Raw genomic sequence first — 20,538 nt, forward strand, 5'->3', positions numbered from 1 at the left:
TCAGGCAACCTTTGCTGCGGCAAATGAACTGATCAATGTACAACCACACCCACATTTATGACCGTGAAAGGCTACAGGGATCCCGTTATCTAGATAATCAGGATTACCTTCAATAATAGTTGTCGGACCATGCCCGGGTATCGGGCATGAAACACTGTCACCTTTACGCGCCACGCCAAGTCCACCAAATATCATGGTGCCAGAACAGGTCATAACTGAACCACCGTGAGTGGTTTTGTCGCCTTTTCGGATAATCTGGAACATTATTTAAAGCCTCATTTTTCGCTAATGATGGTTCACTGCTTTCTTATGAAATACACGAAATTTCAGTTTATTTATAAAAATCAGAAAAGATGCTTCTTTATTTATATACACAAAATTCGCACTCACACCCCTACAAAATTAAAAGAAATATTTAGTTTCTTACAGAACCACTCGTAATACAGACAACAAACGGCTTACCTTTTGAATTGATACATCCGATATTCACTCATTCTTTATCAGAAGAATACTGTTTTTATTACTGGATATAAGAGTGATGCGGGTTTCTTCCTACGCTGCCTTATACAGCTGATCCAGAATACCCTTCACCACGTTATTCGGTTGCTTTATACCATCAATCAGGTCAAAACTTTCCGGTGTCTTATTCAGCGTGACAAACCCGAGCTCACCAAACGCATACTGTGACACTTTCTGAACGCTGGCGGCAGGTAACCAGCCATTATCTTTGTATATGTGAAAATACGCGGCATTCTGGTTATTTGTCAGTGCACTCCCCTCAGCATCTGCACCAGGCACTTTTGCAAGCGTAACAATACTCGATATCTTTGTTCTACGACTGCCCGCAACCATTCCCCGCTCACCCTTTTCAAACAACGGTGCATCGATTTTCCAGGTCAGATAAACAGGCGTATACTCTCCCGCATGTCCGGGATTGGTGATGAACTTTTCCATATTGTCCATACTCAGGCACTCAATATGCACCTGATAGCGAGAGCGTTTGCCGTTTTCTTCCGGTAACTGATAAAACCCCATATGCCCGAGACTGTCTCCGGCACTGACAGGCACAGGCGATGGAGGCACATACACTTCATTAAAAACGGGTTCACTACCAGATGCTGCCGGTGCAACCGGCGTCAGGCTGTCGCCGTCTGACACTACCCATACCCGGTCACCCTTCTTCAACCTGTCCTTATCCCGACCCAGCGTGACCAGACTGAATGTTCTTTCTGCATCACCGGAGTTCTTGCCGGGGCGGATGACCTGCTGCGCGGTATTACCGGGATCGTATGAAAGCGGGAAATCTGTCACCAGTCTGTCTGCATTTTTATACTGCAGTACATTCTCACTGCTCAGATAACTGACATGATATCATTGAAAGTCTTTTATTTAATATCTCAGAGTTTTGGTTTATTCTCCAAATAAGCCAAAACGTCCCCTGCTGTTTTAAACTTATACTTTACAGGTTTCCCATTAACAACCCCATCCTGTCCCCCCTCAAAAAAACTCGATATTTGAACGTTTTTGACTATGCTATCTTTATAGTAATCATAAGCGAATACTTCATAATATTTCCCAACAGTATTAACCCCATCCAAATTATAAACCCAGCTAACTATTATGAATAAATTATTCTTATATTGACCTTTACCCCAAAATACCGATTCGATGCTTGCAATGCTACCGTCATATGAATAAGAATCGAACATAATGCTATTCTTTGGAATACACCGATTAGGTACGAAAGATGCTTTAACATCAGGATGCTCATCATTTCCTGAAAAATAATGAAAAAAAATAGAACTACCTGAATAGATGTGGTCAGACTTCAACACCTGAATGGCGTGCTCATGATTTGCATTTAAAAACGCACTAACTTTATCATTTTCACATGCGTAAACATTTTCCGAAAGGAAAATAACCAAAAATACTAGCCATTTAAATTTCATTTAATACACCCTGTGTTATTTTTCTTTATGTAATTAAACGCAAGATTTTTAATTTCACCTCGGTTCACCATATCCAACCTGGCTGTATTAACTTTATAAGTAAGGTCACTGAGGTTATCTGCATCCGCCAAAGAATTTATTTTCGCAAACTTCGACCAAAACCAGCACGCTGAGTCAACCGCCATAGCAGGATCTTCCTCTAACAACTTCGGATTCGATATAACATCGTTTCCACTAAAATTTTTATAGCTACTATAAGTCTCTTTATGAGTTAAATGAATTGGCCCTCGCCCTCTATAGTCCATCCCTTCAAAATCACTAGGGAATAGCGTTTTTGCCAGCTCGTCTTCATTTCTTACAAGATGATCTTTAGTATATTGTTTTCTTTGTGCTTCGGTATAGTTTGGGAAACGTCTTGATAGTCCTATATTTAACTGGGTGTAATATATGTTCCAAAGCCTATCACCATTAGTATAGTAAAAACTTTCTCTGAGCTTGGTAAGCCTTTGAGTTTCCACGCCTATTTGACCTAAGAAATGAGAGATCCTTAAACAGTTATTAATTTCATATTTTATAAACGCGTTTGTTAATAATGGAGCATATAACCCAGCCTTTTCAAGGCTAATACCGAAACAATGAACAAGCAGCTCAGGTTTTATTTCTATTCCACTTCGGCAAAACGAACACGGTATCATATGACCAAGCCGTTGCCTTAAATGATCCAAAAACACCACAGGATGCTGTGGTTAATGTATCCAGATAGGTTTTCCACAGCGGGTCATCCTTGCCGTAATACCATTCGCTGGCATGCTTCGCTATCACACGGTACAGATGGTCGCGATACGACACATTATGAACTGCCTGAAGATACTCCTGCTCCGAGTAATACCCGTCCTGGTTACTGTCGATCATCGCCAGCAGTCGTTGGTAGTTATATTTGTTCAGCGCGTGAGTGGTGCGGGTTTCCTCCTCTGCTGCTTTATACAACTGCTCCAGAATACCCTTCACCACGTTATTCGGTTGCTTTATCCCATCAATCAGGTCAAAACTCTCCGGTGTCTTATTCAGCGTGACAAACCAGAGTTCACCTAACGCATACTGTGACCCATTCTGAACGCTGGCGGCAGGTAACCAGCCATTATCTTTGTATACGACACAACTAATATTGTGTATCCGATTCAATTTCTACATCAACAGTATTATTTTTAGACTTTATTGAATAACGGACAGACTCATTTTCTTGTTCAATCATTATCTCTAACATATTACGATTAACCCATTGATAATTAATATATCCTCCATTGAAAGGGTATTTAAGATTTTCACCAGGCAAGTTTTTCTTTAAGGCTTTTTTATAATGACTGTTCGCACGTATATCGGAATATACTTCAGATATTGATTTCTGACTAAACTTACAGCTATATTTACTTCTTCCATCGTAGGTTTCTCCTTCAAGATCACCTTTACAGTATTGCCAGAAATCGATTTTATCTTTGTTCTCAGAAGTTACATTCCCAGTTTTCCTCTTCATAAACACCACATAGTCTTGTTCAGAGAAGAATAAATTCTCCTTATTCTCTATGAATTCACTGTACGGTTCAGGACATTCTTCACCTGGCCTGAGAGAGGTCAGGACAACGATATCATCCGTAAGAGTTTTCCCTTCATGTGAAAATAGCACCTTATACATTTTCACAGTATCTTTAGAGTAAAAATAAGAAAGTAATGTTTTATTTATTCTGACGAAATCGATAGAGCAGATATTTACTTTTGCCAGCAATGGATTCTGAATGGTGAGAATTTTTGAATCAGTAACGATCTCGACCTGACGAAACTGCTTTGTAAGATTGCGAACCCTGTCCACATCTGTCATTCCTAAAAGAGTTGAGCTGGATACTTTATCAAAGACCCATACATCCTTTGCTTCACTCACTTGCATGTGAGCACTAAATGATAAAACAAAGAGGATGTAAAACCATATTTTTTTTCTATTCACAATATTATCCTTGTATTGAACTCAGTCAATGAGAAGAATCATAAACATTATTATTGAATAAGTTCCACTCTTTCCTTCTGCGTGTCACCAGACCGGCGGTACCACCATTGGTGATATCGAGTAATTCATCCGCTGCGCCAGCATAATCTCCACTATTTAGTTTCGATTTGAGTAAAGGTGCTTTGCGTAATGAACCGAGATTGAACAAAAGGCTTACCAACGCATCAAACTCGTACTGATAGAGATTCACCGTTACTGAACTCTTAAGTTCATTTACATATGTGGGCAATCTTTCTTCAAAGAGTTCGTCAGCACGGGTACGTGTGATGCCCTCTTTAAAATCGTCTGACAGAACGATATCCTCACACTTGCACCTTGCAATTAAGTGACCATAACCAATGGTACAGTAGCCCTCTGAATCATTGTAAGGTTTAGACTTAAATGACTCCCATCCTTTAATAAACAATTTTCCCTCATCTGAAACCTGTAACTGGTTTATATCGATCCGGCTTCCATTTTTGACATTTTCACTGAAAGTATTTTCGTAACCTTCGAGCAATATTTCTAACGGATCACATAAGTCACTTCGTCTTCTGTAAGGGATGTCTGACGTGTTGTTTGGAGGCGATTCAGACTCATATCCAGGATAGTATTCAAAATGCAGCATATAAACAGTCTGCCCCGCTATAATACTGGGATGTCTGTTTGTTTCGGGAGAAATTATTAAACCTGTTTTGGCTATTATATGCCCCTGACTCACCTTGTCCCCTACATTAACAGTAATACTATCAGGATCAACTTCTCCATATCGCGCAAAGAAACGTCTACTATCATTCGTTTTATGCTCGATTGTTATTTGTGATGTTCCCATATAATAAGCCGTAATACTTTTGACTACACCGTCACATATAGCAACAATTTCTGTCGAAGGGTCGGTATATAAATCACGCGCAGCATGTTTACGATTCCCCTCACTTCGATTCCGACCAAATATGGCCTGAGAAGCATTACTGTCACTTAAAGACGCAGCCCAGTAATAATTTTTCCAGACTCCGTTAATATCATTCTTGGGTTTGACTTTAAGCGGAAATATAATCAAATTCTGATTATTCGAGACAGCGTCCAAAAATACCACCGGATGCATATGCCACAACTCTGCCCCCAGCGCCACGCCCCTTTCACACACCGCCTTCATCCACGTCATCTTATCCAGAAATTCTTCCAGATATGTTTTCCACAACGGTGCGTCCGTGGTTAATGTCTCCAGGTAGGTCTTCCACAGCGGGTCATCCTTCCCGTAGTACCATTCACTGGCGTGTTTTGCAATTACCCGATATAAGCGGTCGCGATACGACACATTATGAACCGCCTGAAGATACTCCTGCTCCGAGTAATACCCGTTCTGGTTACTGTCTATCAATTCCAGCAGCCGTTTATAGTTATACTTATTCAGCGCGTGAGTGGTGCGGGTTTCCTCCTCTGCTGCTTTATACAACTGCTCCAGAATACCCTTCACCACGTTATTCGGTTGCTTTATACCATCAATCAGGTCAAAACTTTCCGGTGTCTTATTCAGTGTGACAAACCCGAGTTCACCTAACGCATACTGTGACACTTTCTTTATACTGGCAGCAGGTAACCAGCCACCTTCAGGACGTATCTGATAATAGGCCGCATCATTGTTGCCGGTCAGCAAAACTCCCTCAGCATCAGCACCAGGCACTTTTGCAAGCGTCAGGATCCCCGGGGCCTTTGTTTTTCGACTGCCCGCCACCATACCCTGCTCACACTTATCAAATAACGGTACGTTGGTTTGCCAGGTAAGATAAACTGGCGCATCCTCTCCAGCCCTTCCGGGATTAGTGATGAACTTCTCCATGTCATCCGCACTCAGGCACTCTATATGCACCTGGTAGCGCGAACGTTTGCCGTTTTCTTCCGGTAACTGATAAAACCCCATATGCCCGAGACTGTCTCCGGCACTGACAGGCACAGGCGATGGAGGCACATACACTTCATTAAAAACGGGTTCACTACCAGATGCTGCCGGTGCAACCGGCGTCAGGCTGTCGCCGTCTGACACTACCCATACCCGGTCACCCTTCTTCAACCTGTCCTTATCCCGACCCAGCGTGACCAGACTGAATGTTCTTTCTGCATCACCGGAGTTCTTGCCGGGGCGGATGACCTGCTGCGCGGTATTACCGGGATCGTATGAAAGCGGGAAATCGGCTACCAGTCTACCTGCATTTTTATATTGCAGTACATCGTCACTACTAAGATAGTACGCCCAGTTTGTACGCGAAGTGCAATTCACCACGCTTTCTGACTGATTAGAGTAAGCCGGAGTACATTTTGCCCACCAGGACGGGACGGGCACCGATTCTGTTGCTTTCAGATTCCCCTGGTCTGATACCGTCCAGACTTTAGTACCCGCAGCAAGCGTGTTTCCTGCTGCATTTTTCGTCTCTCTGGTAATGGTTACTTCGGTAAACTGACGCTGGTCGCTACTGCGGGTCACAATAGTGTCACTCAACGTGACTACCGTGTCTTTCTCCAGTTTTCCGGCTGTGCGCCCTGCCTGCAAATCTTCCGCACTGGCGTAATAGCGCTGAACACCTGCCACTTTTCTGTCCACCCGGCTGCCCTGTTGTTTATAAGCAGCATAAGGCGCCAGATTCATATAAAGAGTGAAAAATGTCAGTCCGCTCTCTTCTGTATCACCCGGCTGGATATAATGTTTCACCAATACAAAAGAGGTTGAAAGGAACAGTTTTTCACCACGCCATTCAATCGCAGCACTCTCATAGTCCTTACATACACGCCAGGCAACTATCTCACCATCTGCCATACAACGAATAAATTGTTCCCCTTTATAAAGTTCACGACAATATTCGTTCTCAGCTTCACTGTCAGTACTCAGGGCACACCAGGGAATCGTGGCATCAGTAATATGGATACCGCCATGCCACATTCCTTGACTTCCTACCAGATACAGTCCTGAGCTTTCCCCTCCAAGCGTCGATACCAGATCATCCACAGAGGAAAAGGCATGGCCATTTTTGTTTGACGGTACGGGGTAACTGATTCTGGGTAGCTTTGCTGTCATAAATGACCTTCCATTTTATTCACTGGTCCATTTGGCGGAATTCGTTGTCGTGACCTTCACGTCCGTGGTTTTAAAATCCGGTGTTTCCAGTGGCAGACTGCTGCCAGTCCCAGGCACCAGATAACTCGCTACCTTCATCACCATCATCCCCTCAGAACCATGCTCAATCCCGTTCTTACTCAGCCGCAGATAGGACCCGCCCCCGTTCAGCGTCAGGGTTTCCGGCGTGCTGATAATGATTTCGTCTTCGCTGCTCGTCACCGTCAGTTGCTTTTCAGAGAGCAGAGACATCGTGTTGTGCTGGGCCTGAATTTCGATGTCTCCCCGGTTCGCGACCACCTTCACCCCCTCCTTATGCACAAACAGACCGAGGGCTTTCTCTATCGTCACGGACAGATTGTTCATCGCGCCGATATCAAAATGCTGACCTGCATTGATCATCGTGTTGCGGGTGCTGCTGAGCTGAAGGTGTTCGCCTGAGGTCAGTGCCACACCCTGCGGAGCACTCGCCAGCAACACTGCAGACTGCAGATCCCTGATTCTGTCGGTCACCAGACTAATCTGGGTTTTGATGTCACAGACCAGGGCGCCGGCGGCTTCCGCGGCGCTGTTCAGCGCCTGCATCTGGCTGTTGGCCTGGTTAATCTGGTTAATGGCAGTGGTCATTTCCAGCACCGGGCCCTGCGCTTTGGCCTGGGCATCCGCCGTCAGGAACAGCCCTTTTGCCGCACGTACCGCGCCATATTCATCCGTCCGCAGTTCAAATCCGGCACCGCGCTTTTCACGCTGATTGTTGACCAGATGCCCCATGTTCAGCTGCGTTTTGCCATATTCCGTCGCGAGCTTGATATGCTCTTCCTGGCGCCTGTCCTCCATCCGCAGTTTATTGTTCGCCGGTGTGCGCCATACGTTCCGTGTATGATTATCACTGGTGACATGGTCCGGATGCTCTGAGTCGTGCAGGGCATAGGCGATGTAGGGCCGGTCCGGATCCCCGCCGTCAAATACGATCGCCACTTCAGTCCCGTCGAGAAGCGGCGAGTGGAATCCGTACGTATCGCCGGCATAGGGTTTCGCCAGCCGCAGCCACAGACAGGCATAGCCCTGTTCAGGACGGTTACGGTCATAGTCCAGTTTTACCCGGTAGCGTCCTTCCTGGTCGAGCCAGGAATAGGTGTCGCCTTTCTGTGTGCTTTCCACCCGGGCAGGGAGCGATCCGGCTATCACCGGGCGATGGAGTAACGCCGGACGGTAGCAGACGGTTTCGCTATAGGGGATGCCTTCAAAGGTCAGCGTAAAGCTGCTTTTTCGTGAGCCGCTGGTGCGCACAGTGGTGATGAGAATGCCTTCTTTCACGGCATCAGGTAGCGTACCGTCCGTTTCCAGTACCTGGCCCGGGGCCAGATGAGGGCTGGAGGAATGCCCGGTAACGCGATACTGCGCGTTCAGAATGCGTTCGTGACGCAGACGGGCGAACCAGGCTCCGGTCTCCGGGCTTTCAGCGTCACCGGCTGTCAGAAAGGGTTCCGCGTAATGATACGTTTCCCCGGTGGTGATCCCTTCTTTACCTGTAATACTTTCAGAACTGTCCTGAGGCGTCAGCGCTTCGCGGTAATTGTAGTCACGGGTGGTCACACTCCCGCTCACCACATTGCTGGTGGTCTGAATATCCCAGACGCTCTCCTGCCCGCTGTCGCTCATCCCGGCGGGGTTACGTAGCGGGAGCGTGACACCGAACTCATACTGCTGCTGGCTGTCCTGAAAAATCACCACGTCCTGTTCAAGACGGCGGTCCATTTCACAGCGCCAGTAAATGCCCACCTCAGCCAGCAGACGCTGAATAAATTCAAGGTCAGTTTCACGCCACCGGGTGATGAGCTCCCGGGCCGGATATTCCCGTGAGAGCCGGAACTCAAAATCAGGCCCTTCCAGACCGTGTTTACGCAGGACCTGTTCCACCACTTCAGTGACCGACTGATTGAGGTAGATTTCGCTTCCTTTGGTATAGCCCAGAAGGGCGATCCGGGGAACGAGGGTCAGCGCGTAACGGGTCTCATCATTCGAGGTGGACACGCGGCGAAAAGACTCCACTACGCCATAAACCGTCCGGACTGGCAGCGCCGGTGTGCCGTCAAACATCGGGGTCTGGAAAGTGAATGACGCTGGCTTCAGCAGCAGCCTGTCGCAGGCAATATCCTCAGAGGAGCAGGTGACTGTCACGTCATAGCGCCAGGGCTGGCTGAGGGTTTCCACAGCGCTGAAACGTAACACATCCAGAAATTCAGTGCAGTCATGCACGTCAATGCGATACCGTGACTGGCCTGTCACCTTGTCAGCGAGACTGAGCCCTTTATTCATCAGTGATCCACTCATTGCAATGCTCCTTCTGCCTGCCCGTCAAATGTCAGCACAATGCCCTCTTCATCATCCCAGGTCAGCTGTAGCGTGGATGGCTTTTGTTTTGCCGCCATATGGCTTAATAGCTGCTGGCTCAGAACCGGCAGGATCTGCTGATTAAGCAGACTGTCCACGTTACGGGCACCGGTATCCGGCAGCAGACAGGCTGTCGTCAGCGCATCGGTAAGGCTTTTGTCAATGTCAGTGGAAATGCCGTAGTGGCGTCGCAGACGTGTGCTCACCTGTGCCAGCTTCATGCCGACGATGGTGCGCATGGCGTCCATTGCCAGCGGGCGGTAAATTACCGTCTGGAAGCGAGCCAGCAGCGCTGGCTGGAAATGATCGCGCAGGATCGGGCGTAACAACTCATGCAGATCGCTCTCGGTGGCTTCAGGTTGCTCGTCCAGCAGTTGCATCAGCGGGTCACTACCCAGGTTGGACGTCATCAGGATCACGGTATTGCGGAAATCGATCTCACGCCCTTCCCCGTCCCGCATAAAGCCCCGGTCAAAGACCTGATAAAACAGGTTCATCACATCCCGGTGAGCCTTCTCCACTTCATCCAGCAGCACCACGCTGTAAGGCCGCTTTCGTACCGCCTCAGTGAGAATACCGCCCTGACCGTAACCCACGTACCCCGGAGGGGAGCCTTTCAGCTGCGAGACCGTGTGCGGTTCCTGATATTCAGAGAGGTTGATGGTAATGAGCGATTTTTCACCACCATACATAGCGTCAGCAAGCGCCAGCGCGGTTTCTGTTTTGCCTGTCCCGCTTGGACCTACCAGTAAAAACACCCCCTGCGGTCCGTTTTCTGGTGTAAGGCCGGTTTTTGACGCTCTCAGCCGCTGAGCGATGGCATTCAGAGCGGGACTCTGGCCGACTACACGGGTTGCCAGCTGCTTTTCCAGTGTCAATAATTCGGTCTGCTCATCCTTCATCAGCGACGAGAGAGGAACCCCTGTCCAGTCGGCGATAACGGTCGCTACGGTACGAGCATCCACATCTAACCCCAGTAATGGACTATCGTTCTGTACCCTGGAGAGTTCGGAATGGCGCTCGGCAAGCTCTTCCTGACGGCTGATATCACCACGACACGCTTTCAGTTTGTTAGTGAGCTGCTTTTCATTTTCAAACTGAATCTGGAGGGTACTCTGTCGCTGGCGTAGTTCATCTGTTCGCAGTTCAATTTTCGGCAAGCGGCTGGCGTCAACCGGATTTCCCAGGGCCAGATCTTCCAGCAATTCCTGCTGCTCCATCGCCAGCGATGTCAGTTCGGCCTGCAAACGGGTAAGTTGTTCCGGCAGTGTATCCAGACTCATCCGCACACGGGCCGCTGCGGTATCCAGTAAATCCACGGCTTTATCCGGTAGCTGGCGTCCGGTCAGGTAGCGACGGGAAAGGGATACCGCCGCACGCACGGCCTCACCGGTAATGTGCACGCCGTGGTGTTCGGCATATCGCGATTTAAGGCCACGCAGCATCAGGCAGGCGGTGTCGTCATCAGGTTCGTCCACTTTCACCATCTGAAAACGGCGTTCAAGTGCCGGGTCGCGCTCAAAATACTGTTTGTATTCGCTCCAGGTTGTCGCGGCTATGGTACGCAGTTCCCCTCGTGCTAAAGCAGGTTTCAGCAGGTTTGCCGCATCCGCCCCACCCGCCTGATTACCCGCCCCGATGATGGTGTGCGCTTCATCAATAAACAACAGCACCGGTACCGGCGAGTGCTGTACTGCGTCGATAATATTTTTCAGCCGTTGTTCAAATTCACCTTTCACCCCGGCTCCTGCCTGTAACAGCCCCAGATCCAGTGTCCTGACAATGACGGGTCTGAGGCTTTCAGGGACATTTCCTTCTGCAATGCGCAAAGCCAGGCCTTCAACTAACGCCGTTTTACCGACTCCGGGCTCACCCACAAGGATCGGGTTGTTCTTGCGCCGTCTGGAGAGAATGTCCACCATCTGGCGGATCTCATTATCACGCCCAAAGACCGGATCAATCTTTCCTTCACTGGCCCGGGCAGTGACATTGACTGTGAAGCGGTTTAGTACGGAATTGTCCTGTTCGGCGCCGGAATTTTCGCTCCCTGTCATTTCCCCCTTCAATGGCGCTGCCCTGCCCATGATTGTCATCGTGCTTGCAGGGTCGCCTGACACAACCTCATGGCGTTCGTCAGACTGGGCCTCCAGCAGGGGACGCAACCTTTCCAGCTGGCTGGTGGTCAGAGTCATTAAGGGCCATATCCCCTCACAGTGCATGAGGCCGGACGTTTCAATCATGGCTGCGAGGAGATGAACGCTGCGGATCTGCTCATCACCGGCAAGTGTCGCAGTAAGCCAGGCCTGTTTAAGCAGAGTCTGGAGCGCGGCTGACAGTTCTGGTCTGCTACGCACTGAACGGGGCTGTGCGTCAAGCCAGCTCATGAGTGACTGCCAGACAGCATCCATGTCCCATTCATAGCGGCGGGCAAGAACGGCCAGATCCCCTTCACCTTGCTCCAGCAACTTTAACAGCCAGTGTTCAGGGGTGATCTCTGCATGCGCCCGCGTCTGACACAGCGACGCCGCACCTTCAAGGGCTTTCGCGCAATAGTGATTTAAGCGACGCAGCAGAACGGCAGACTGACTTTCCATATCGGATCTCTCTTTACGATTGTATTCAGGTTCAGGACACGCTACCGCCCCTCGCTGTTTCCTGGTAATCAGATGACCAAAGCGCACGAGGTCAGAGGGCAGGTTTTGAAGTGATTTTTGCGCTCACCCGGACAGATGACTGCAAAAATCACCTGACGGGCTGGCATGTGCCAGCCCGCATGGGTATTACGCAGTGGTTCGTTCGTTCCAGGCGTCGGAGTGAATAATGTTGCCGTCTTTGTAGGTCCAGATGATTCTTTCGTAGCGCAGTTCGACCTGCTCAAGGTGGTTGTGTTTCTCAAAGACCGGATCCTTGATGTCGTGCATTTTCGGCGTGACTTTTACCAGCTTGACGTTTTCCAGTTTGGTGTTGAAATACTCAACCTCCTGACCTGCATCGTTGATCTTGTACCACTTGAACTCTGCTGACTTCAGGGTTTGTCCGGTGGTCACCGCCTTGTAAAGGTACGGGCTGGAAGAGTCGATTTCCTTGGTAAACAGGAACGGTGTGTGGATACGCGTACCGGTCAGTTTGCCGGTATTGTTATCGGTCGGGATGTACAGGTTGTGTTCCTGTGCAACAACTTCGATGCTTCCTTCACGATCTTTCACATCGACGGAACCTTTAATGTCCGTGCCGCCATCGTCTTTCAGCCACAGATAAACTGGAATTGCCATGTTTACTTCTCCATTTCTTGAGTTGAAACGTCACGTTTATCCTGTGACGTTGGTTTTAGGTCTGGCAGACGACAGGCATCAGCCTGCGGTACCAGACTGATCTCGACACGCCGGTTATGCGCACGGCCATCAGGCGTATCGTTTGATGCAATCGGTCGGCTGTCGCCATAACCCTGAACGGCAAAACAACTTTCCGGGACATCTCCGGTATCACGCATCCAGTTGCGGAGCGCCTCTGCCCTTTGCAAAGACAGGGTCTGATTGAGCTGCACGCTGCCGGTATTGTCGGTGTGCCCACTGACAACGATCAGCCAACCCGGTCTGGCTTTAATCCCTACCAGAGCATTGATGAGCATTTTGGTTGACCCGTCTTTGAGTGCCGCCTTGCCGGAATCAAACAATGACATGCTGTCAAGACGCACAATTTTCGGTGCCGGCTGTGGTTTCGGGGGATGTGGAGGTACCCAGCTATCAATGGCCTGCTGCAACGCCAGCCACAGACGTTGTCCCGGGTAATAACCCAGGCTGTATCGGACGGGTTCTCCCTGCCGCTGCCAGCGTTCCAGCAGGAGCACTTCCTGTTTCAGTGCCGCCAGCGCGTCTGCTTTAGGGTTGTAGTGGTCTATCGGGATCGCATTCCAGCGCTGTAAATCGGCGCTTACCTGATGGATCAGATCCCGGTTGTTGAGTGCCGAAATACCCAACGCTGCCATAGCACACAGCCACATCAACAAAACAAGATGACGCGTACGCTTGCTCCCCTGTACAGGAGAGGCAAAAGGTGCCAGAAGCGGCAAAATAGCATCAGGGAAATGGCGCGTTGCCGTGAGCGGCGCGGTCTTCAGTGAAAACTGCAGACAGGTGCGGGAATAGAGCCAGTCGGACCAGACAGACTGCGCTTCAGGATTGACGGTACCGAGGCGTAATGCCACAGAAAATGCATATACAGGCGGTGTTAACCGGTCGGCTTTCACCAGTTCGGCGACCAGGATATGACGGATAAATGAAAATGCCTGACGGAGTGCAGGAAGCGTCATAATGTTCTGACTTGCCTGCTGCCAGTCGATGAACGCCTGCGGCGAATCATTTTCCGCACATACTGTCGGTTTATCGCCGCGAACAATCACCCATGGCGTTTCAGGCCCGGAAAATTCAGCACACACAACCACCGGCAACGTAAAACCCGTCAGCAAATTTAGCTGCTTACTCTGCTGACGGAGAGTTTTCAGAATGGCGCGCAGGGCTGCTGTATCCTGATGACTGTCAGGCTGGCAAATATACATTACTGAGATCTGCCCCACCTGCCGGGGAAACTGAGTCTGGATGCTGCAAACAACGTCAGTTAACCGACTGACGTCATCCGCCCTCAGCCACCAGCCCTGCGCTGTTTTACGCAGTGTGTGTCCCTTAAATAGCGAATCCAGGTTGTCGCCGCATACCAGCACCACGGGCCCGTGATTCTCCGGTAATGGTAGATCAACCGTGGCTACAGTAACCCCGGATTCAGGTCCTCCATTTCGACAGTTTGTTAAAACATACCAACATGCCAGGACAGCAATCAGCAGTGTCGCCATGCCTTTAAAAACGTTCCCTGCCGGGATGAAATACCAGAGCAACCACAGCAACGTGATGACGCCCACAAGGGTTTGCAGAGTCACCGAAAAAATGGCTGATTTACGCATTAGCCGTGCAACTCCGGAATTTGCGTTGACAGCAACGTCTGGAGCCACAGGTGGCCTCCCCACCAGATTACCCCCGTAACGACGGCGGCCAGCACAATCCAGAACCAGACAGACCGCATCAGACTCCAGCGATGTTTACTTATCCGGTGGACAACCAGAGACAAACCGGCATCAGGCGGAGAAACTCGCTCTGAAAGTGCTTTGACCACCGCTTCTCGCTGTGTCTGACTTACCGCTTTCAGGCTATACAGCCCCTGAAAACCCAGGACAATCACACGGTGATAACAAGTCAGAACGGCGATGTTCGGTGCAGGCTGATGCAGAACGTCCGCAATGCGATCCCAGACCGCTTCGCCTGCCCGAAGGGTGCCAAAAAACCGGGCCTGGAGCGGTGCCTTGCGCCATGCCATTTGTCCTTCATCAACAAGAACCTCCCCACCATCTTCGTGATTTCCCGGTTTACGGTTCATCACTGTCTCATCCAGCAATGCGCACTGTGCATAGGAGATGTGGTCCACACTGGCATCGTCATATCCGGCGCGGCTCAGCGCTTCACGTACATGCTCAACTTGCTTCACACATTTGTCGTAAAGTGTACTGCCATTGTCGGTGACGGCCCCGTTCTTCAGCATGGTGACGGTGAGCCACGTCTCCGCCATCAGCTGGTCGATATCGATTTCTTCTCTCATGAGCGCAACACGGCAAATAATTCAAGTTCCAGTGCACCGAGCAACGCAGGCACATAGAACATACATACGCCCTGCTCCTGCATTTCATGGGCAGCAGCGCTTTCCATATCAAGCGCGAAGTACTGGTTTTCCATACGCACCGGCAATGCAGCAGGCACCCTGTTCACCGGGTTCAGCGGAATACCCTTAAGTGCTGCGCCATAAATCGTATTGACGTCATCAGGCGAACCGGCCTGACAGAGCGCAGGGAATTTATCGGCAATCTGCCAGGCCGGAATGTCGGAGCGTACGGAGAGATAAAGATCGGCGTCTTCACGCAAACGGAAATCGTGAAGGTTTGCCTTCCAGGTTTGTTCATCCGGGCGGGTCATCTCCAGTGCAATAACGCGGGATGGCAAACTTGCCTCCAGTAGTCCGGAGATCAAGTCAAAGAGCGGAAGAAAAGTATTGGCCGGTTCCGCATGGTCATAACCCGGGATGACGTCAAGGTCATGATCAAGGGAAAAGGTCAGCATGCTACCCGCCAGACGTGCGAGTTCAGCCCACACCTGCTCAGGGGAGCGTGCAGGAAACCGTTCGAATTCCATCAGGACTCTTGCATGCGAGTTAAGGGCATTCAGCAACCAGAAAAGGGAGACATCGGCAACCGCAAAGTCGGCGAGTCTTTCGTTACTTTCACGTCGCATGGTCATAAGTCGCTGACGTCGGGAGCGCAGCTGGCGATTAAGCAGCGCCAGACGTTCACGGAGAACCGGGCTGGCAGCAAATGTCGCGATCGGGGGAATGAAGGAAGTATCCTGGCGCCATGTGTTTTGTCCGTCACGAATTAATCTCGCTACCGGGCATACTTTCCATGACTCATTACTTTCATGGGCAAACCTGATGGTGTAATTGAACCGGGCCACAGCCATGGATTCTTCTTCAGCACCAAAGGCATCGGGCACGGTTACCCATTCCTCGCGGTAACGAAGCGGACGGTCAACGGTTTTGCCTTCCTGTTCGACATTAACAATGCCCGGCTGCATATGAGGGAGTGCGATAACGACCGTCACTTCATCCAGGTCAGCCAACAGGGCCGGATCTAACTCACGAGGAGGGGGAGGCAAATCGCTTTGTTGCGCATCAATCAGCGAACCGTCGTCCAGCCAGAGACGCAACGGTGAGATCTGGAGCAGACCCGATGACAGAAGACTTTCACTAAACCCGATTTTTTCCACTCCCCATGGGAACGGAGATGCCAGTGCAGATACACCGGCACTGCGAAAAGTCTCCCACTCAGCCTGCTGCTGGAACTGCTGAGGAGACAGCAAAGCCCCCTCGTTCCACAGTGGACGATAAATTTTCATCCCTGATCCTGCCCTATGCTTTTGCTTTAGGCATCTGAGATACCAGCGACAGATTGACGTCCATACCTTCAACCTGGAAGTGTGGGACGGCAAAGAGCTTCACGCGGAAGAAACCTGGGTTGTCCTCAATATCTTCAACGATGACTTTGGCATCGCGAAGCGGATGAGAGGCCTGAAGGTCATCACCCGGGTCGGTCATTTCAGTCACCAGCCCTTTCACCCAGGTATTAAGTTCCAGCTCCAGCAGTCGACGATCTTTAGTGGTGCCGATATTTTCACGCTGGATGAGTTTCAGATAGTGCGCGATACGGGACAGGAGGAAAACATAGGGCAGACGGGCGTTTATACGGCTGTTGGCTGTTGCGTCTGCAGTGTCATACAACGCCGGTTTCTGGGCCGAGTTAGCGCTGAAGAAACAGGCGTAATCACGATTTTTGTAGTAGCTAAGGGGAATGAATCCCAGATCAGCAAACTCAAATTCGCGGGTTTCCGGGATCATCACTTCTGACGGGATTTTCACCTGATTACCAGTACCTAAATCGTACAGGTGAATAGGCAAATCTTTAACCGCACCACCAGCCTGCGGTCCACGGATTTGCACACACCATCCGTTATTGATAAAGCTCTTTACCATGTTCGCTGCAAAAGCGAAGGAGGCATTGGTCCACAAATACTTCTCGTGGTCTGGCCCCTTCACTTCTTCTACATAGTTGAAGCTTCTGACTGGCACAGTGTCTGGGCCGTACGGTAAACGTCCAAGAACTCGCGGCATAGTAAGTCCTATGTAGCGGGAGTCCTCAGAGTCACGGAATGACTTCCATTTAATATATTCGGCACGATCGAAATAGTTTCCGATGTCTTTGATTGCTGCCACTTCTTCCATGCTGGTTTTATGGAAAAACTTAGGACCGACTGAACCAATAAACGGCATATGTGCAGCAGCGGACACTTTTGAAATATTACGTAGCAGCGCGACATCCTGCGCGGAAGAGTCAAATTCATACGACGAGATAATTGCAGCAACAGGTTCGCCACCAGGCTGGTCGTACTCCATTGAATACGTATGGTGATAGAGGCCAGTCTGGATGATTTCTGGCGCATCTTCAAAATCTTGTCGCAGATCGTCCTTAGAAACGTCCAGGATCTCGATTTTCACATTTTGGCGGAAATCAGTACGATCTACTGTATGCTTAAGGCCACGCCAGAGTGATTCCACACGCTGAAATTCCGGATGATGCATGACCTCGTCCAGCTGGCGACTAATTTGATAGTCAAGTTCAGCAATATGCTGGTCAAGTAAGGATTTATCCAGCTTCTCAATCTTATGGCCTGATTTAGAAATGACCTGCATGAAAACCTGGATGGCTGCGGTCACTCGCTCATCTGCCGAGGCATCAGCCATGACACTGTCATCCTGATATTCAGTGATGTCACCCAGATGAGATACCGGATTCAGGTTAATTTTTTCAAATAGCGAGGCATACACACCGCCCGGGTTATTCTCAAGTACAGTTGTGTTCCCCTGCACTGATTGTGTTTCAGTATTCACAGACATCAGCATCCTCTCAGTTAATCCATTAAAAAAGCCATTCTGCTATTATTCAGCAGGGGCAATAGCACTCAGTTCTTCACGTAATTCTTGTGACAAGGATGGGTCTTTCAGAATTTTTTCGAGCTCACGGCGAAAACTTACGTTATCCATTAAGTTGGATTTGAGATCTTTAAGGAGATTCCGCATTGCCAGCATGGCACGGAGTTGCGGTATCTGGCGGGCGACTTGCACAGGTTCAAAGTCTTTCATATCTGAAAAACTCAAATTGACATTCTCTTCGGCCCCGTCAGCCGAAAATATATTCTTAACCGTCAGGTTAACGTGCGGATTCAGCTCGTTTAAAACGCTATTAAGATTGTTTTTGTTAATATTCAGTTTTGTTCGTTCTGACACCGCAACTGTCGTTTTACCGTTACTAAAATCCCCCAGTGCCAGCAACTTCAGTGGGAGCTCAACCTGCTTCTGAGCTGAACCAGTGTGCAGACTTAGTTTGATATTGACGCGTGCTTTTGGCACTTCATTCTGAAAAGTATGGTCAGCCATAACATTCCCTATATCCATGAACTGTAATTAATCTATATGAGGCTTCTTGTCGAAAACATAATAAAACAAACAACAACAGAAGATCAAATAAATAGATTTTAGCCCAACGTTAAGGAAATCCTTAAATATATCCCTTTGCTTTGTCACTTTTTCTATCAACACACCAGCCATTCTCTTATGATAAAACCAGTCTTTTTCATGTAACCGGCTGTTTAATATTAACATCCAGCAAATGAACTGATGGTTAATAATTTTAGAAGTTTATGTTTCTTTATTGATTGAAATTGCTTTAACGCATTTCAAATGAGAGGCAATAATTCACAAAAAGAATGGAAATAAATATTTCATTTATTTCGCGAATAATAAATAAGGATTAATTCTTTTAATCCGGTAGATTTATTTCCGCGTCTTGAAGTACCCTTGCTTGCCGTCAACCTCGACGGCAGGCAATGGTGTTCCCTGGAAGTTGGCGACAACAGGCCGGTTAACGCCGTTTCTTACGCCCCTGCACGGCCTTAAAGCGGGGGTTGCTTTTGCAGATGATGTACAAACGCCCTTTGCGTTTGACAATCTGGCAGTCCGGGTGGCGCTGTTTCGCGCTCTTAAGAGAATTCAGTACCTGCATCTTCAGCCCCGCTTCGTATTCAGGAAGCCGCTAAAGCGCGCTTTAAACCGCGCGGCGCTGCCTTCCGTTGCGAAAGACTTCTGCTTGCCGGTGTAATACGGGTGAGATTTCGCCGAGACGTCAAGGGTGACGTAAGGGTATTTCACGCCCTCCAGCTCAATTTCCCGTTCAGTTTTAATGGTCGATCCTACTTTGAAATACTCGTCAGCGCTGGTGTCGTGAAAGACGACAGTACGATAATGCGGATGGATATCAGGTTTCATGGCTTACCTTTATTGTTACAATATAACATTACAATACTGTAAATCCGAATGCGACAAAGATCAACACTGCAAATGCCAGGGGTAAATGCAGTCCATAAAAAAAGCGGCCGAAGCCGCTTGATATCACACAGTTTTTATTAAAATGACGCTTTAATACCCACCATTGCAGCGGTATCGCTGTAGCCTTTGTCGCCAACCTGCTGACCAACGTTACCCCACAGGGCGACGTTCTTCGTCAGTTGACCTTCAACACCGGCTTTCAGTTCACCAATATTGCGGGCGCCTGCCAGCTCTACCTGCTGACCGTTCAGCGACACACCAAAGTCCTTGCTGTTGTGGATCCAGTTGGCTTCCACGAACGGCTGGAAGGTGCGGCCTTTACCATCGTCCAGTTTGTTGTGGCCGTGGCCGTACAGACGCACGCCAACGCGGGTCTGAATGTTGCCGTCACCATTGCCTTCGACACGGGTGCCGTTGGTTTCTTTATGCGAATCCGCTTTCACGCCCATCCAGGTGACCTGCGCTTTCGGCTGGATGTACAGCGCGTTACGTTCGCTGATGTCTGCCAGTTTCCAGGTATAGCCGGATTCCACAGACGCCGTGAAGCCTTTGGATTTGTACGACTCCGCCGCAACGTCATCACCGGACACGGTGTTATCGAACCAGTTGTACTGCGCCCAGCTGTCAACATATGCGCCTTCCAGCGTGTCGTTATCCTGCAGCCACGTGCCGTAGACGCCGACGCTGTAACCGTCGATGCTGCCGGTGGCGTGGTTGCTGTTACGATGGTTGACCGCTCGGCTCTTCTGGTTGGCATAACCGGCCATCACACCGAGGTGATAACGGTCAGCCTCGTCAGAACTCCACTGCGCGATATCGCCACCCAGTTGCATCACATAGCGGTTGCTCTGCATGTTCACCAGACCACTGCTGTCTTTCTGACGGGTGTGCCCGCCGACGTTGCGCAGCCACATGCTGGTCACCGCAGTTTCACCGGTCAGCGCGTCAACGTAGTGCGTCTCACCGAGACGGTCATGCAGACGGGTGGTAAACAGGTTGTTGGCCGCCTGCAGGTTCAT

The 20,538-nt window shown here is 49.4% G+C and carries 18 protein-coding genes; all 18 read right to left on the reverse strand.

All coding sequences use genetic code 11. The features are described 5' to 3' along the window. On the reverse strand, nucleotides 1-264 hold the full coding sequence (locus AOY23_RS22110; protein ID WP_072171060.1) for a PAAR domain-containing protein: 264 nt from the start codon (nucleotides 262-264) through the stop codon (nucleotides 1-3). Between the two features lie 288 nt (nucleotides 265-552). Next, the gene (locus tag AOY23_RS22115) at nucleotides 553-1,311 is read right to left on the reverse strand and encodes a hypothetical protein (protein ID WP_235502125.1); all 759 of its coding nucleotides are present in this window, start codon (nucleotides 1,309-1,311) and stop codon (nucleotides 553-555) included. 86 nt (nucleotides 1,312-1,397) lie between these two features. Then, complete coding sequence (locus tag AOY23_RS19195) at nucleotides 1,398-1,949, reverse strand: hypothetical protein (RefSeq protein ID WP_054180875.1); 552 nt, start codon at nucleotides 1,947-1,949, stop codon at nucleotides 1,398-1,400. After that, nucleotides 1,946-2,644 carry a glycoside hydrolase family 19 protein gene (locus AOY23_RS19200; RefSeq protein WP_081005673.1) on the reverse strand — a complete coding sequence of 233 codons (699 nt, stop codon included), beginning with the start codon at nucleotides 2,642-2,644 and terminating at the stop codon, nucleotides 1,946-1,948. The genes AOY23_RS19195 and AOY23_RS19200 overlap by 4 nt, the downstream gene beginning before the upstream one ends. After that, nucleotides 2,598-3,131, reverse strand: a complete 534-nt coding sequence (locus tag AOY23_RS19205) for a hypothetical protein (protein WP_054180877.1) — start codon at nucleotides 3,129-3,131, stop codon at nucleotides 2,598-2,600. Before AOY23_RS19205 ends, AOY23_RS19200 begins: the two co-directional genes overlap by 47 nt. Then, nucleotides 3,109-3,945: a hypothetical protein gene (locus AOY23_RS19210; RefSeq protein WP_054180878.1), complete on the reverse strand. Its 837-nt coding sequence runs from the start codon at nucleotides 3,943-3,945 to the stop codon at nucleotides 3,109-3,111. Before AOY23_RS19210 ends, AOY23_RS19205 begins: the two co-directional genes overlap by 23 nt. A gap of 25 nt (nucleotides 3,946-3,970) precedes the next feature. Beyond that, nucleotides 3,971-7,054, reverse strand: coding sequence for a glycoside hydrolase family protein (locus AOY23_RS19215; RefSeq protein WP_054180879.1), 3,084 nt, complete (start codon nucleotides 7,052-7,054; stop codon nucleotides 3,971-3,973). A 15-nt stretch (nucleotides 7,055-7,069) separates the two neighbouring features. Then, on the reverse strand, nucleotides 7,070-9,427 hold the full coding sequence (locus tag AOY23_RS19220) for a type VI secretion system Vgr family protein (protein ID WP_054180880.1): 2,358 nt from the start codon (nucleotides 9,425-9,427) through the stop codon (nucleotides 7,070-7,072). Beyond that, on the reverse strand, nucleotides 9,424-12,081 hold the full coding sequence (gene tssH / locus AOY23_RS19225) for a type VI secretion system ATPase TssH (RefSeq protein ID WP_054180881.1): 2,658 nt from the start codon (nucleotides 12,079-12,081) through the stop codon (nucleotides 9,424-9,426). Before tssH ends, AOY23_RS19220 begins: the two co-directional genes overlap by 4 nt. 186 nt (nucleotides 12,082-12,267) lie before the next feature. Next, the gene (locus AOY23_RS19230) at nucleotides 12,268-12,759 is read right to left on the reverse strand and encodes an Hcp family type VI secretion system effector (RefSeq protein ID WP_054180882.1); all 492 of its coding nucleotides are present in this window, start codon (nucleotides 12,757-12,759) and stop codon (nucleotides 12,268-12,270) included. Nucleotides 12,760-12,761: 2 nt separating this feature from the next. Next, nucleotides 12,762-14,441 carry an OmpA family protein gene (locus AOY23_RS19235; protein ID WP_054180883.1) on the reverse strand — a complete coding sequence of 560 codons (1,680 nt, stop codon included), beginning with the start codon at nucleotides 14,439-14,441 and terminating at the stop codon, nucleotides 12,762-12,764. Then, the gene (gene tssL / locus AOY23_RS19240; protein ID WP_054180884.1) at nucleotides 14,441-15,130 is read right to left on the reverse strand and encodes a type VI secretion system protein TssL, short form; all 690 of its coding nucleotides are present in this window, start codon (nucleotides 15,128-15,130) and stop codon (nucleotides 14,441-14,443) included. Before tssL ends, AOY23_RS19235 begins: the two co-directional genes overlap by 1 nt. After that, nucleotides 15,127-16,476, reverse strand: coding sequence for a type VI secretion system baseplate subunit TssK (gene tssK / locus AOY23_RS19245; RefSeq protein WP_054180885.1), 1,350 nt, complete (start codon nucleotides 16,474-16,476; stop codon nucleotides 15,127-15,129). Before tssK ends, tssL begins: the two co-directional genes overlap by 4 nt. Before the next feature lie 13 nt (nucleotides 16,477-16,489). Next, nucleotides 16,490-18,037: a type VI secretion system contractile sheath large subunit gene (gene tssC, locus AOY23_RS19250; protein ID WP_054180886.1), complete on the reverse strand. Its 1,548-nt coding sequence runs from the start codon at nucleotides 18,035-18,037 to the stop codon at nucleotides 16,490-16,492. A 36-nt stretch (nucleotides 18,038-18,073) separates the two neighbouring features. Continuing rightward, the gene (gene tssB, locus AOY23_RS19255; RefSeq protein WP_054180887.1) at nucleotides 18,074-18,571 is read right to left on the reverse strand and encodes a type VI secretion system contractile sheath small subunit; all 498 of its coding nucleotides are present in this window, start codon (nucleotides 18,569-18,571) and stop codon (nucleotides 18,074-18,076) included. Between the two features lie 484 nt (nucleotides 18,572-19,055). After that, nucleotides 19,056-19,196, reverse strand: coding sequence for a type B 50S ribosomal protein L36 (gene ykgO / locus AOY23_RS19260; RefSeq protein ID WP_054180888.1), 141 nt, complete (start codon nucleotides 19,194-19,196; stop codon nucleotides 19,056-19,058). A 2-nt stretch (nucleotides 19,197-19,198) separates the two neighbouring features. Then, on the reverse strand, nucleotides 19,199-19,459 hold the full coding sequence (locus tag AOY23_RS19265; protein WP_054180889.1) for a type B 50S ribosomal protein L31: 261 nt from the start codon (nucleotides 19,457-19,459) through the stop codon (nucleotides 19,199-19,201). Between the two features lie 137 nt (nucleotides 19,460-19,596). Then, on the reverse strand, nucleotides 19,597-20,538 hold a 942-nt coding region (locus tag AOY23_RS19270; RefSeq protein WP_152958606.1), incomplete at its 5' end, for an autotransporter outer membrane beta-barrel domain-containing protein.

The sequence above is a fragment of the Trabulsiella odontotermitis genome, from assembly GCF_001297775.1.
In the GTDB taxonomy this organism is placed as follows: Bacteria; Pseudomonadota; Gammaproteobacteria; order Enterobacterales; family Enterobacteriaceae; genus Trabulsiella; species Trabulsiella odontotermitis.

Bases quoted from the DNA above. Each gene is read 5' to 3' on its own strand.
- tssK (WP_054180885.1), bottom strand. From the start codon at position 16,476: ATGAAAATTTATCGTCCACTGTGGAACGAGGGGGCTTTGCTGTCTCCT.
- tssC (WP_054180886.1), bottom strand. From the start codon at position 18,037: ATGCTGATGTCTGTGAATACTGAAACACAATCAGTGCAGGGGAACACA.
- AOY23_RS19215 (WP_054180879.1), bottom strand. From the start codon at position 7,054: ATGACAGCAAAGCTACCCAGAATCAGTTACCCCGTACCGTCAAACAAA.
- AOY23_RS22110 (WP_072171060.1), bottom strand. From the start codon at position 264: ATGTTCCAGATTATCCGAAAAGGCGACAAAACCACTCACGGTGGTTCA.
- tssH (WP_054180881.1), bottom strand. From the start codon at position 12,081: ATGGAAAGTCAGTCTGCCGTTCTGCTGCGTCGCTTAAATCACTATTGC.
- AOY23_RS19265 (WP_054180889.1), bottom strand. From the start codon at position 19,459: ATGAAACCTGATATCCATCCGCATTATCGTACTGTCGTCTTTCACGAC.
- tssL (WP_054180884.1), bottom strand. From the start codon at position 15,130: ATGAGAGAAGAAATCGATATCGACCAGCTGATGGCGGAGACGTGGCTC.
- AOY23_RS19235 (WP_054180883.1), bottom strand. From the start codon at position 14,441: ATGCGTAAATCAGCCATTTTTTCGGTGACTCTGCAAACCCTTGTGGGC.
- ykgO (WP_054180888.1), bottom strand. From the start codon at position 19,196: ATGCAGGTACTGAATTCTCTTAAGAGCGCGAAACAGCGCCACCCGGAC.
- tssB (WP_054180887.1), bottom strand. From the start codon at position 18,571: ATGGCTGACCATACTTTTCAGAATGAAGTGCCAAAAGCACGCGTCAAT.
- AOY23_RS19200 (WP_081005673.1), bottom strand. From the start codon at position 2,644: ATGATACCGTGTTCGTTTTGCCGAAGTGGAATAGAAATAAAACCTGAG.
- AOY23_RS19195 (WP_054180875.1), bottom strand. From the start codon at position 1,949: ATGAAATTTAAATGGCTAGTATTTTTGGTTATTTTCCTTTCGGAAAAT.
- AOY23_RS19230 (WP_054180882.1), bottom strand. From the start codon at position 12,759: ATGGCAATTCCAGTTTATCTGTGGCTGAAAGACGATGGCGGCACGGAC.
- AOY23_RS19220 (WP_054180880.1), bottom strand. From the start codon at position 9,427: ATGAGTGGATCACTGATGAATAAAGGGCTCAGTCTCGCTGACAAGGTG.